Below are 13,035 nucleotides of genomic sequence, written 5' to 3' on the forward strand. Positions count from 1 at the left end.
GCTTCGCCGAGACGGCGCCGACGAGGAGGAAGAGCACCGGGGCCAACACGGCGAAGGCGAGAAGCGCGGGCGCGATGCGGAGATACCGGTTGACGAAGAACGTCTTCCAGCCGATGCCCCGACTCGCCAGACTCTGGGCGGACGAGTAGACGAGCAGACCGGAGAGCACGAAGAAGATCGCGACCCCGTCGAAAAGCCCCGAGATATGGAAGCCCCCTCCGAAGCCGAGACCCGCGTGGCCGTGCTGAGAGACGACGACGAGGGCCGCAAAGAGCCTCAGGGCGTCGAAGCTGTTGGCGCGTGTGACCACGCGCTCGGCAGAGCCAATCTGCGTTGCCATTCGACACCCCCTCGAATTATCTGACGATTATTCTATGAAGAATATCAGATTTCGAAGACGTACAGATGGGTCAGTTGTGTGGCCGCCAGAGCACGACAGCCGTCGGGCGCTGAGGCCGCGCGCCATGCCGAAGAGGCACGGCGCCGCCGTGCTGCGACGCCGCGAAGACACGCGACCCTGGACGGTTGAGCAGTTCATCGGCCAAAGCCGATTCGAGCTCGCGGACCCGCGACTGAAGTGCGGTGACCTGATTCTCGAGCTCGAGGATCCTTTTGATTCCTTCTAGGCTGACACCCTCGCCGCTCAGCCGTGAGATCTCCCGCAGCTGATTGACGTCGCGCATCGAGTACCGCCGAGACTTGCCAGCCGTTCGGGTCGGGGTGACGAGCCCCAGCCGGTCGTACTGCCGCAGAGTTTGCGGATGCATCTCGGCGAGCTCGGCCGCGACCGCGATCGCGAAGATCGGGGAGTGTTCATCCATGGCGGGCCTCCGCGTCGGTTCGGTGGACGTCTGCTGCAGAAGTGGTCGCTACTGACGCGCTCGATCGAGCAGGTCGCTCCGGGGGTTCTCGCCGGGAAGCGCCTCGGCCAGAGCCTCGACGGCCTCGCGAGCCCGGTCGCTGAGGTGCGAAGGAACCGCGACCTGCACGGTTGCCAGCAGGTCTCCCTTGCCGTCTTTCGCGTCGACGCCGCGACCCTTCACTCGCAGGACGCGCCCGCTCGGGGTGCCCGGAGCAACGCGAAGCCGGACCGGCTCGCCACCGAGCGTCGGAACCTCGATCGTCGCTCCGAGCGCCGCCTCGGCGAAGGTCACAGGAACGTCGAGACGGAGGTTGAGGCCGTCGCGCTCGAAGATCGGGTGCGGTCGCACAGCCACCGTCAGAACGATGTCGCCGGATTCGCCGCCATCGGCACTCGGCTCTCCGCGGCCACGGAGGCGGATCTTCTGGCCGTCGTGCACGCCCGCGGGGATGCGCACCTTGATCGGCTTGCCCTGCGCCTGCGTGAGAGTGATCGTGTCGCCGCCGATGGCGGTGCGGAAGTCGAGCGTCGTGGAGGCAACGATGTCGCGACCCTTGGTGGGCCCGCCGTAGCCGCGGTAGCCGCCCGAGGTCTGCCCGAAGCCGCCGCCGCCGAACATCCCGCTGAAGATGTCTTCGAAGCCGCCACCACCGCCACCCGAGGTGCGTCGGCCGCCGCCCTGCTGGCCGAACATGCCGCCGAAGACGTCTTCGAAACCGCCACCGCCACCGCCTTGAGCGCCTGACCCGGCCGTGAATCGGGCCCCCGACCCCATGGCGCGGATCTGGTCGTATTCTTTGCGCTGCTCCGCGTCGGAGAGCACGGAGTGGGCTTCGGAGATCTCTTTGAACTTCGCTTCGGCCGCCGCGTCGCCCGGGTTCGAGTCGGGGTGGTACTTGCGGGCGAGCTTGCGGTAGACCTTCTTGAGCTCGGCCGGGGTGACGTCTTTCGAGACGCCGAGAACGGCGTAGAAGTCTTTGTCGAACCAATCCTGGCTGGCCAAGGGGCGCCGCCTTTCGTGTGTTTCAGAAGTCTGCTGGTTCCAAGTATGGGCGGCGGGCCCCCGAGGGGACCCGCCGCCGGTAGTGCTGGTGGTGCTAGGCCGGGACCGAGACGGCGACCTTGGCCGCTCGAAGGACTCGGTCACCGAGGGTGTAGCCCGGCTCGATGACGTCGGCCACGGTGTTGACCGTGACGTCGGCCGTCGGGAGCTGGACGATCGCCTCGTGGATCTTCGGGTCGAACACGTCGCCCTTGGCACCGATCTGCGTCAGCCCGAAGCGGTCGAAACCGCCGCGGAGCTTCTGCGCGATGACAACCATGGGCCCGTCGGCAAGGTCACCGTGCTGCTCGGCACGACTAAGGTCGTCGAGGGCCGGCAGCACCGCCCGGACGACCTCGGCGATCACGGCGTCGCGGTTGGCTTCGCGGTCACGCTCGACGCGCTTGCGGAAGTTCACCAGCTCGGCCTGAGCACGGAGCATGTCTTGGCGCATGTCGGCCACGAGGTCGACCGACGCCTGATCGAGGATGGCCTCGTCTTCGGTGCTCAGTTCGACATCAGGGCCCTCGGCCTCGATGAGCTCCTCCGCGCCGTCGACGTCGGCGGTGCCGCCGTCTTCGGAGGGAGTCGCCTCACCGGGCTGCGGCTGGTCGGCGGCGGGCACGGTGGGCTCCTCGTCGGGAGCGCCGTTCTTCTCGTCAACCATCGGCTACTTCTTGTCGTCTTCGTCGTCGACGACCTCGGCGTCGACGATGTCTTCGTCGTCGCCCTGAGCCTGGCCGTCAGCCGGCTGCTCGTCGGTCGGTGCCGAAGCGGAAGCCTGGTCGGACGCGTAGAGCGCCTGACCGATCTTCTGCTGCGACTCGGAGAGCTTGTCGACGGCCGGCTTGATGGCCGCCTCGTCGTCGCCGGCGAGAGCCGTCTTGAGCGCGTCGACGTCGGCCTGGACCTCGGTCTTCACATCGGCGGGAAGCTTCTCGTCGTTCTCCTTGAGGAGCTTCTCGATGGAGTAGACCATCTGCTCGCCGTTGTTGCGGACCTCGTTCGCCTCGCGGCGAGCCTTGTCTTCGGCGGCGTGCTCTTCGGCCTCGCGGACCATGCGGTCGATGTCGTCCTTCGACAGCGACGAGCCGCCCGAGATGACCATCGACTGCTCTTTGCCGGTGCCCTTGTCTTTCGCCGACACGTGCACGATGCCGTTGGCGTCGATGTCGAAGGTGACCTCGACCTGCGGGATACCGCGGGGCGCCGGAGCGATACCCGTGAGCTCGAAGGTGCCGAGGTTCTTGTTGTCGCGGGTGAACTCGCGCTCGCCCTGGAAGACCTGGATCGCGACGGACGGCTGGTTGTCGTCGGCCGTGGTGAAGGTCTCGCTGCGCTTGGTCGGGATGGCCGTGTTGCGCTCGATGAGCTTGGTCATCGCGCCACCCTTGGTCTCGATACCGAGCGACAGGGGCGTGACGTCGATGAGGAGGACGTCTTTGCGCTCTCCCTTGAGGACGCCGGCCTGAAGGGCTGCTCCGACGGCGACGACCTCGTCGGGGTTGACGCCCTTGTTGGGCTCCTGGCCACCGGTCAGCTGCTTGACGACCTCGGTCACGGCGGGCATGCGGGTGGAACCACCCACGAGCACGACGTGCGAGATGTCGGAGACCTTGACGCCGGCCTCCTTGATGACGTCGTTGAACGGCTTCTTGGTGCGGTCGAGGAGGTCGGAGGTCCACTGCTCGAACTGCGAGCGCGAGATCGTCTCGTCGAGGTTGAGCGGACCCTCTGCCGTCAGCGTGAGGTACGGGAGCTGAATGCTCGTCGAGGTCGAGGAGCTGAGCTCCTTCTTCGCCTGCTCCGCGGCCTCTTTGAGGCGCTGCTTGGCGATCTTGTCGGTCGAGAGGTCGACGCCGTTCGCGTCTTTGAACTTCTTGATCAGGTGCTCGACGATGCGGTTGTCCCAGTCGTCGCCGCCGAGGCGGTTGTCGCCCGAGGTCGAGCGCACCTGGATGGTCGAGAAGTCGTCGTCTTTGCCCACCTCGAGGAGGGAGACGTCGAAGGTTCCGCCACCGAGATCGAAGACCAGGATGAGCTCGTCTTCTTTGCCCTTGTCGAGGCCGTAGGCAAGAGCGGCGGCGGTCGGCTCGTTGATGATGCGGAGCACGTTGAGGCCCGCGATCTCGCCGGCCTCCTTCGTCGCCTGACGCTCGGAGTCGTTGAAGTAGGCGGGGACGGTGATGACCGCGTCGGTCACGTCTTCGCCGAGGTACTGCTCGGCGTCGCGCTTCAGCTTGCCGAGGATGCGCGCCGAGATCTCTTGCGGGGTGTACTTCTTGTCGTCGATCTCGACCTTCCAGTCGGTGCCGACGTGACGCTTGACCGACGCGATGGTGCGGTCGACGTTGGTGACGTTCTGGCGCTTGGCGGTCTCGCCGACCAGCACCTCGCCGTCTTTGGTGAACGCCACGACCGAGGGGGTCGTGCGAAGACCCTCGGCGTTGGCGATAACGGTGGGCTCGCCACCTTCGAGGACGGCCACCACCGAGTTGGTGGTACCGAGGTCGATTCCTACTGCACGTGCCATGTGGCTGTTCTCCTTCGTCGTGCGGGTGCTGCGCAAGGCAGCCGAACAAATCTGAGGATCGGGGTTGAGTCCGACTGGCTCAAGTTTACGCATCGACTTCTCCGCGTCAAGTCGAAGTGTCAAAACTTGAGCAACACAGACTCAACTCTAAGGAAAGCCCCCTGCTTGACATCAAGGAAAGCAAATATTACATTTCTATGCGAGCATGCTCGATGCTCTGCGCCCGATCCCGAGGACGACATGACCCCCCTGCACCAGGCCCACCGACACGTGGGCGATCTCGCCCATCGGGTCTCCAACCGACTACTCCGACTCCAGCACGAGCGCCACCTCGACCTTCTCGAGCCGGGGGCCTGGAGCGACTTCCGCGGCCTTCTCCCGACCAGCACCGCATTGGTCGGCTGTCGCGGAGTCGAGCGCGCCGCCACGACCGTTCACCTCCTTCTGCCGCCGCTCACGTCGGCTTCGGTCTTCGCAGGAGTGAGAACGGCCGTCGTCGCCAGTGCCGGCCTCGCACACCGCCTCGGGCTCGACCTCCGGATCATCACCTTCGCACCCGATCCCTCGCGCCACACGCGCGCGGCCGTGACGAACCTCGTACATACCGAGACGGATCTCGCCCGAGAGCGAGTCTCGTTCCGCGGCGGCTGGACCCTCTCCGGCACCGACTTCTCCACCCGCGACATCTGGGTGCCGACCTACTGGAGCACGGCACACGCCGTCGACGTCGCCTGCCGGGTCGGCACGATCGACCCCGCCCGAGTCGCGTACCTCGTGCAGGACTACGAACCCGACTTCCTCCCCAACTCGACCGAGGCAAGCCTGGCGGCGGCGACCTACGAAGCGGGATTCCGGCTCGTGGTCAACTCGCGCCCGCTCCACGCCTTCCTCCAGACGCAGATCGGCTCCCTCGCCGACGACGCCGCGGTCTTCCGCCCCGAGCTCGACGTGGCCCGCCTGCGTGCGGCTGCCGAGAGACGCTCTCGCACCGGCACAGCGCGAGTGGCGTTCTACGGGCGACCCGGCAAGCCCCGCAACGCCTTCTCCCTGGGGGTCGCGGCCCTCCGGGTCGCCAACCGACAGCAGAAGACCGGTGCGATCGACTACACGTCGGTCGGCCAGCCCCACGCCACCATCGACCTCGGCGGCGGCACTCCGCTCCGCAGTCGAGGTCAGCTCTCCTGGCAAGGCTGGTTCGACTTCCTCGCCGAGACCGACGTGCTCCTGAGCTTGCAACTCACGCCGCACCCGTCCCACCCCCCACTCGACGCAGTCGCCTCGGGCGGGAGGGCCGTCACGAACGAACTCGGAGGCACGCGGGGCCACCTGAGCCCGAGGCTGATCGCGGCGCCGAGCGACCCGAGCGACCTCGGCGCAGCAGTGGTCGAAGCCTGCGAGCGGGCGAGGGCAGACGATTCCGAGGCGACCTACGACGGATCCTTCGTCGAGTCGTTGGGGCGCCCCCTCGGGTCGGTCCTGGACGAGCTGGCGACGAGTCTGACCTAGCCGACGCGGCCCACCGGCGATCTGTCGAAAGACGGGTGAGGGCTGCCGCGACGAAGGGATCCGGACCGTGGCCCCCCGGCCGGTCGATCGGTTTCCCCCAGTTGGCGCGGCAGCCCCTCTGAGCGTCTCGATGATTCGGGCATCGAGGTCGGCGTCTCTTCCGACGACATCAGAATCGCACCAACCCATTCAGTTCGACAGAATCACATGTGCTGGCACCCGAACGGGGGGTATGCCCACCGAGCTGGGGGTTTTCTCCGAAATCGACGAACCCTAGACTTCGTGCAGGAGGACCGATGAGCAACCCGATGCCCGCCGACCGCACCGAAATCAACGACAGCCTGCGCCTTCCCGTGCTGCGCGTCGCCCTGGTCGAAGACCACGAGATCGTCGCCGTCGGCTTCGCGGAACTTCTGCGACAGTACGCCGACATCGACGTGGTGACCGTGGCCGCGACCGTCCGCGAACTCGATTTCGTGGCCGCCCCGGTCGACCTGGTCGTACTCGACCTCCGGCTCGGCGACGGCTCGAGCGCCACCGACAACATCCGGCAGCTCGCCTCGGCCGGGATCGACGTGCTGATCCTCACCGCGGCGGAAGACCCGCAGGCCATCCGCGACGCCGCGAAGGCGGGAGTACTCGGGATCGTTCGCAAGTCGCAGCCCGTCGACGAACTGGTCGAGGCGATCCGCGCGGCCGCGAGCGGCGAGACGGTCGCCGGCCTCGACTGGGCCGCCGCGATCGACGGCGACGCGGGGCTCGCCGACGCCGGGCTCAGCGCCCGCGAGCAAGAGATCCTCGCGCTCTACGCCTCCGGTGAGAAAGCGCAGTCGGTGGCGTATCTGACCGGCCTCTCGAAGTCGACGGTCGCCAACTACGTCTCGAGGATCCGGGCGAAGTATGCCAACGCCGGGCGCCCCGCCCACACCAAAGTCGATCTGCACCGGCGCGCCGCCGAGGACGGCCTCATCGGCGGCGACCTGCCCGCGCGCCGACAGTGACGACCCCGGCTCCTCGCGGCGGATCGGCCCTGGACGACGCGGGCGAAGCGGAACGCCGCGTCCTCCGCATCATCTACCTCTCCATCGGCATCGGGGGGCTGGTCTATCTCGGCGTCGGCTTCGGCAAAGCGGCGGCTCAGATCGAAGCCATGGAGCACGGGTGGGGCCTCGTCGCGTACCTGCTCGCGGCCGGCGGCCCGGTCGTGCTCGCGACGACGTCTCTCTGGTTGCCGCTTCGGATCCTGAATCGGATCGCGGGCGCGTACGCGCTCGTGTTCCTGGTCGTGATGGTCACCTTCCCCCTCTTCGCCCGGCCACCCCTGCCCGACGACGGTTCGCCCTGGACCAATGACCTCATGGCGATCCCCGCAATCGCCCTCGCCATCGGGGCGCGCCAGCGGACGATCTGGCCGTACGTCGTCGTGACCGGCATCACCTCCGGCGTGATCCGCTCCCTGACGGCGCCCGACGAGGGACTCGCAGTCGCGGGGCTCGATCTGCTCTACAACACGTTCTTCGACACGGTCTTCGTCGCGATCACCCTGGTCAGCCGATCGAGCGCGCGCCGATTGGACGAGGCCGCCGCCGCCGCGCAGCTCAAGACCTCCCGGGAGGCGGAGACGACCGCCCGGGTGCAGCAGCGGATCCGCATCGATGCTCTCGTGCACGATCATGTGCTGTCGGCCCTGCTCATCGCCTCCCGCGCCGACGACGTGCCGACCCCGGCGCTCCGCACCCTCGCCGCGACCACGCTCGCGACCCTGAGCGAAGACGCCCTCCCGCCGAGCGAGCTGCTGAGCGGCGACGAGTTCGTGGGGCGACTTCGATCGTCGGTCTCGTCGCAGTCGAGTGGAATCGAGTTCGAGATGTCGGTCGACGAGGCACGGATTCCCTCCGATATCGCTCAGGCGCTTCTCGAGGCGACAGCGGAAGCCCTTCGCAACTCCCTCCGGCATGCGGGGCAGGGTCGAGCCGAGGTCACGCGACGGGTCAGCGTGCGAACGGCGACCTCGGGCATCGAGATCGGCGTGACGGACAACGGTGTCGGATTCAACAGCCGAAGGATCCCGCCGGAGCGCCTCGGGGTGCGTGTCAGCATCTTGAACCGCATGTCCACTCTGCCCGGCGGCTATGCCGACGTCGACAGCGGGCGCGGCACCGGCACCCGCGTGACGATCGGCTGGCGGTCGGAGATAACCTCGTGACGTCCAGCGCCCCGTCGTTCCTCCGCCTCACCGGGGCCGCGACGACCCTCTTGTTCGGCCTGTTCGCGCTGACCCACATCGCCGTGGCTCTCTACGGTCTGCCGCAGGACACCGTGCCGGCCCTGACGCTGGTCGCCCTCGCGTGCATTCTGCTCGCGGGCTACCTGGTCACGCTGCCCGCCGAAGAGCCCTTTCCGCTGCGACTCACCCTCGTCGTGGTCGGCCTGACGACGCTCGGCTCGCTCAACGCCTGGAACCTGCCGGACCGGGGCTGGCCGGGCTGGGCGACCTGGCACTGGGGCGCGGTGTCGTTCGTGCTGTTCCTGCTCACCCTGAGGGGCCGGCCGGGATGGACCTGGATCGGCTTCGGCATCATGACCGGCCTGACGATCGTCTGGAGCGTCGAGGTCGGCCGAGGGGCGGCCGCCGGTATCGGTTTCGTAATCCGCTCCGCCGCCCTCGTGCTCGTCGTCTGGCTGTTCTCGCTCCTGCTCAGTCGCACCAGGAGGGCGATCCGGCGACTGCAGCGAATCGAGCTCAGCCGCGTGCGCTCCGAAGCGGCGGCCACCGCGGCCCTCGAAGAGCAGAACACCCGGCTCGAGCAGCTGCGACACCTGGCCACGCCGGCGCTCGAACGGCTCCTCTCGGCGGAGCGGATCACCGAGGACGATCGGCAGGCATTCGCCCTCGTCGAAGCGGGGCTGCGGGATCAGCTCCGGGCCAGCAACCTGGCGACGACTCGCGTGACGGACGCGGCGACCCGGGCTCGCGCCCGCGGCATCGACGTGTCGCTGCTCGACGACCGTCACGGGGCCGAGGTCTCGGAGAGCGTTCGCGAGCGCGTCGAGTCGGTGGTGGTCGAGCACCTCGACGCGGCAACCGGGGGCCGGGTGGTCGCACGCCTCCTGCCCGAGGGCCGAGACTCCGTCGCCACCGTGCTCGCCTCCGACGGGGAGTCGACGACACGGGTCGCCATCCCCGAGGAATGACGCCGGGGTGTTCCGCGCCGGTGGGATGTCGCCGACACCGTTCATCCGGCCGCGGTAGCGCCCTGGCTCCCCGACGGGATATCGTCGCGACATGACTCAGGCGACGCTGGCTGACACCACTCCCATTCCGCGCCGGCGCATCGTCTCGTGGGCCCTGTGGGACGCCGGCTCGGCGGGATTCAACACGATCGTCATCACGTTCGTCTTCTCGACCTACCTCGCCTCCAACTCGTTCGTCTCCCCCGACATCGTGGCGGCGGCCGGCTCTAACGCCTCGAACGCGGCCCTGGTCGCCGCGAAAGCGCACAACGCCTCGGTCGTGTCGACGGCACTGACCGTCGCGGGGCTGCTCATCGCAGTTCTCGCCCCTCTCCTCGGACAGCGCTCCGACGGAACCGGCAAGCGAAAGCTCTGGCTCGGCGTGAACACCGGCATCGTGATCGTCGTCATGATCGCGATGGTGTTCGTGGCGCCGATCCCCTCGTACCTGCTGCTCGGGGCGTGCCTGCTGGCTCTCGGTAGCGTCGTGATCGAGTTCGCGAACGTCAACTACAACGCGATGCTCGTGCAGGTGTCGACCCCGAAGAACGTCGGGCGCGTCTCGAGCTGGGGGTGGGGCGCCGGCTACCTCGGCGGCATCGTGCTGCTCGTGATCCTGCTCGTGCTGTTCATCCAGAGCTTCGGCGTCGAGGGGCACGCGGGACTGCTCGGCCTCGACTCGTCGATCGCCGGTGGGGTCTGGACGGTGCGATTTGCGATCCTCGCCTCGGCGGCCTGGTTCGCCCTGTTCGCCGTGCCGCTGTTTCTCGCCGTTCCGGAGGTGCCGCCGACCGGCCCGGCCCGCGAACGCCTGAGCATTCTCGGCTCGTACCGACGCATCGGCCGAACGATCGCCGAGCTCTACCGCAAGAACCCGCAGGTGCTGCTCTTCCTGTCGGCCTCCGCCGTCTACCGCGACGGCATCGCGGCTGTCTTCACGTTCGGCGCGATCATCGCGGCGGTGGTCTTCGGCTTCACGCCGACCGAGGTGCTCTACTTCGCCGTCGCCGCGAACGTGGTCGCCGGCACCGGGGCCTTTTTAGCCGGGCGCCTCGACGACCGCCTCGGCGCGAAGACGATCATCGTCGTGTGCGTCGGTGGGCTCGTGGTGGCTGCCGTCGCGATCCTCTTCGTCGGTGACGGCAAGGCGGGGTTCTGGGCCTGCGGCCTCTTCCTCTCGCTGTTCGTGGGCCCGGCCCAGTCGTCGAGCCGCTCGTTCTTGGCTCGGGTGACCCCGCCCGGACGCGAGGGCGAGATCTTCGGGCTCTACGCGACGACCGGCCGCGCCGTCAGCTTTCTGGCGCCGGCCCTGTTCACGCTGTTCGTCACGCTGACCGGCGACACCCGGTTCGGGGCGATCGGCATCGCCATCGTGCTCACTGTCGGGCTGGTGCTGATGACTCGGGTGCACGCGACGCAGCGCGCGATCGACTGAGCCGCTGGGTCGGTGCTGGCTGGGCGGGGCTGTCCGGCCTGGCTGCGTTGGGCGCCGCGTGCCGAGTGCCGCCAAATGCAGGGCCAACTTCCCCTCGGACGGCATTTGGCGGCATTCGGCGACCCGAGGAATACGTCGGTCGGCGCCAGGTGTCGCTGCCGTGCTCGCGGCAGGCGGCACCCCCGTCGAGACGTTTTGCGCGGCATCAAATGTGATGCGGATCGAAGCGGGCGGGCGTGCCGCGGTGGCGGCTAGTTCTGCGTGGTGTCGGAGATCGCGGCGGTGACGAACTCCGTGAAGGTGAGCTTCGTGCCGTCCCAGGCTTTGCCGTTGACGATCACGGTGGGGGTGCCGACGAACTTCTTCAAGTCGCTGCCCCGCATCGCATTGTCGCCGGCTCGGGAGGTGGCATCGGCCACCCAGCCCGCGAACTCGCGGTTGTCGATCGCCTTCTCGATGCTCTTGAGGTTGTCGATCCCCGTGACGTCGCCGGCAACGGACTTGAGTCGAGCGTCGGAGAGACCCTCGGAGTTTTCGGCCGGCTGGGCCGCGAAGAGAGCCTCGTTGAACGCGAAGTACGAGTCGGGCGAGTAGTTGGCGACCGCGGCGGCAGCGTTCGCCGCTCGAGTCGAGTAGTCGGTGCCCATCGATGCCCGGTCGAGAATCGCGACCGGGTGGTACTCGATGGTCGCCCCGCCCGACTTCACGAGACCTTTGATGTACGAGCCGTTCTGCCGCTCGAACGCTCCGCAGTTGGGGCAGAGGAAATCGCCGTAGAGGCGGATGTGAGCGACCTTGTCGGTCAATGGCGTCTTCGTCGGGGTGGGCTCCTGGCCGGCGGTGAGGGCTGCCGTGCGCTCAGCCACGAGCCCCTTGCCGATGACGATGCCGTCGCTCGCCATGTTGCGCGGGCCGGGCCCCGCCGGCTTGATGCCGGTCACGATGACGAGCGCGACCACCGCGACGAACGCCACGATGCCGACGAGAATGCCCGATCGCACGAGCAGCTTGTTACGAGCCTCGCGCTTCTTTTGCGCCGCCATGGCGGCCCGGGCACGCTCGCGCGCGGCTTCGCGGCGTTCGAGCTTAGTGGGGCGGGCGGGATTCGGCACTGCGTTCTCCTCGCGATTGGGGCACGGTCGGAGAAGAAGATACAAATATTACATGCCGAATCGCTGGGAGGTCAGCCCCGCTCCGTCTCAGCCCAGCGCGTTCGCCTTCGCCACCTCGCCATACCAGTGCGCGCTCGGCTTCGGGGTGCGCTCGAACGTCTCCTTGTTCCAGGCGATGAGCCCGAAGGTCGGCCGGAATCCCGAGGCCCACTCGTAGTTGTCGAGCGCGCTCCAGTGCTGATATCCGAGCACGTCGACCCCCTCCTCGATCGTCTGGTGAATGCCCTCGAGCGCTCCCTGCGTGTAGGCGATTCGGCGGTCGTCGTCGGCCGTGGCGATGCCGTTCTCGGTGACCATGACGGGCACGTGCTCACTGAGCTCCCAGGCGGCGCGGATGCCCTCGGCGGCGGCGGGCGGATAGAACTCCCAGCCGGTCAGCGTCGTCTCGAGCCCCTCGGCGACAGGGCGAGGGCCCTCCGGCCCGATGAACGTCTGCGTATAGGCCTGCACCCCGACGAAGTCGTCTCCGCCGGCGTTCTCGAGGTACCAGTCGTCGCGGGGGTAGGCGTACTCGCGGAGCTTCTCCTCCGCGCCGGGCTCGTCGACGGCCTTGAATGCCTGCGTCGCGACGGTCCAGCCGGTCTTCAGGCCGGACACCTGCGACAGCACCTCCCGCGAGCGCTTGTGCGAGGCCAGGAGGGCGTCGGCCACCTGCAGGTCGGGATCGGGCAGGCCGTGAGCGACGAGGTTCGACGCATCCTCTCCCCCGGCGAGCATGGCCGCGATGTTGGGCTCGTTGATGGTGCAGACGTAGCGCACGCCCTCCGACACGACCGGCAGGGCGGCCTCGGTGTAGCGGGCGAAGAGGTCGGCCGCGTCGCTCGCCCGCCAGAAGCCGTCGCGCTCGAACCAGCGCGGCACGGTGAAGTGCATCAGCGTGACGATCGGCTCGATGCCGAACTCGTGGCAGGTGTCGACCATGCGGCGGTAGTGATCGAGCTCGGCTCGCGAGACGAACCCGCGCTCGGGCTCGATGCGGGCCCACTCGATGCTGAACCGGTAGCTGTTCAGCCCGAGCTCCGCGAGGGTGCGGATGTCGTCGCGGAACCGGTGGTAGCTGTCGGCCGCGTCTCCCGAGGGCTCGACGATCGAGGTGCCCGGTGTGTGCTCGTGCACCCACCAGTTGCTGTTGACGTTGTTGCCTTCGATCTGGTGCGCCGCGGTGGCGGCACCCCACAGGAAGCCATTGGGGAAGGTGAGCACGGGTGCTCCTTTCGGGGACGAAACGGGAAAAAGACGAGGATCCGACAG

Annotated in this window: 12 protein-coding genes; 5 read left to right on the forward strand and 7 right to left on the reverse strand. The window is 68.0% G+C overall.

Features of this window, described 5'->3' with window-relative positions; translation table 11 throughout:
- The 5 genes from ASF54_RS16420 to dnaK form a co-directional block, all read right to left on the reverse strand.
- Positions 1-340: acyltransferase family protein (locus ASF54_RS16420; RefSeq protein ID WP_157510141.1), on the reverse strand; the 340-nt coding region annotated here is incomplete at its 3' end.
- Between the two features lie 70 nt (positions 341-410).
- The gene (locus tag ASF54_RS09200; RefSeq protein ID WP_055961177.1) at positions 411-821 is read right to left on the reverse strand and encodes a heat shock protein transcriptional repressor HspR; all 411 of its coding nucleotides are present in this window, start codon (positions 819-821) and stop codon (positions 411-413) included.
- Between the two features lie 48 nt (positions 822-869).
- Positions 870-1,865, reverse strand: coding sequence for a DnaJ C-terminal domain-containing protein (locus tag ASF54_RS09205; RefSeq protein WP_055961180.1), 996 nt, complete (start codon positions 1,863-1,865; stop codon positions 870-872).
- A gap of 94 nt (positions 1,866-1,959) precedes the next feature.
- A complete protein-coding gene (locus tag ASF54_RS09210; protein WP_228514477.1) occupies positions 1,960-2,571 on the reverse strand; it encodes a nucleotide exchange factor GrpE in 612 nt (203 codons plus the stop codon).
- A 3-nt stretch (positions 2,572-2,574) separates the two neighbouring features.
- Complete coding sequence (gene dnaK, locus ASF54_RS09215) at positions 2,575-4,437, reverse strand: molecular chaperone DnaK (protein ID WP_055961183.1); 1,863 nt, start codon at positions 4,435-4,437, stop codon at positions 2,575-2,577.
- A 240-nt stretch (positions 4,438-4,677) separates the two neighbouring features.
- On the opposite strand from dnaK, the gene ASF54_RS09220 reads away from it, so the two are divergent.
- The 5 genes from ASF54_RS09220 to ASF54_RS09240 all read left to right on the forward strand — a co-directional run bounded on the left by ASF54_RS09220 (position 4,678) and on the right by ASF54_RS09240 (position 10,612).
- Positions 4,678-5,943 carry a rhamnosyltransferase WsaF family glycosyltransferase gene (locus ASF54_RS09220; RefSeq protein WP_055961186.1) on the forward strand — a complete coding sequence of 422 codons (1,266 nt, stop codon included), beginning with the start codon at positions 4,678-4,680 and terminating at the stop codon, positions 5,941-5,943.
- A gap of 296 nt (positions 5,944-6,239) precedes the next feature.
- The gene (locus ASF54_RS09225) at positions 6,240-6,944 is read left to right on the forward strand and encodes a response regulator transcription factor (protein WP_055961189.1); all 705 of its coding nucleotides are present in this window, start codon (positions 6,240-6,242) and stop codon (positions 6,942-6,944) included.
- Positions 6,941-8,149, forward strand: coding sequence for a sensor histidine kinase (locus ASF54_RS09230; protein WP_055961192.1), 1,209 nt, complete (start codon positions 6,941-6,943; stop codon positions 8,147-8,149). Before ASF54_RS09225 ends, ASF54_RS09230 begins: the two co-directional genes overlap by 4 nt.
- Complete coding sequence (locus ASF54_RS16665; protein WP_055961194.1) at positions 8,146-9,138, forward strand: hypothetical protein; 993 nt, start codon at positions 8,146-8,148, stop codon at positions 9,136-9,138. Before ASF54_RS09230 ends, ASF54_RS16665 begins: the two co-directional genes overlap by 4 nt.
- Before the next feature lie 91 nt (positions 9,139-9,229).
- On the forward strand, positions 9,230-10,612 hold the full coding sequence (locus ASF54_RS09240) for an MFS transporter (RefSeq protein ID WP_055961197.1): 1,383 nt from the start codon (positions 9,230-9,232) through the stop codon (positions 10,610-10,612).
- Positions 10,613-10,863: 251 nt separating this feature from the next.
- Here the strand turns inward: ASF54_RS09240 and ASF54_RS09245 are convergent, their stop codons facing one another.
- A complete protein-coding gene (locus ASF54_RS09245; protein WP_157510097.1) occupies positions 10,864-11,724 on the reverse strand; it encodes a DsbA family protein in 861 nt (286 codons plus the stop codon).
- Positions 11,725-11,811: 87 nt separating this feature from the next.
- Positions 11,812-12,987, reverse strand: a complete 1,176-nt coding sequence (locus ASF54_RS09250; RefSeq protein ID WP_055961203.1) for a glycoside hydrolase family 1 protein — start codon at positions 12,985-12,987, stop codon at positions 11,812-11,814.
- Between the last annotated feature and the right edge of the window lie 48 nt (positions 12,988-13,035).

Source organism: Frondihabitans sp. Leaf304 (assembly GCF_001423105.1).
Classification (GTDB): domain Bacteria; phylum Actinomycetota; class Actinomycetes; order Actinomycetales; family Microbacteriaceae; genus Frondihabitans.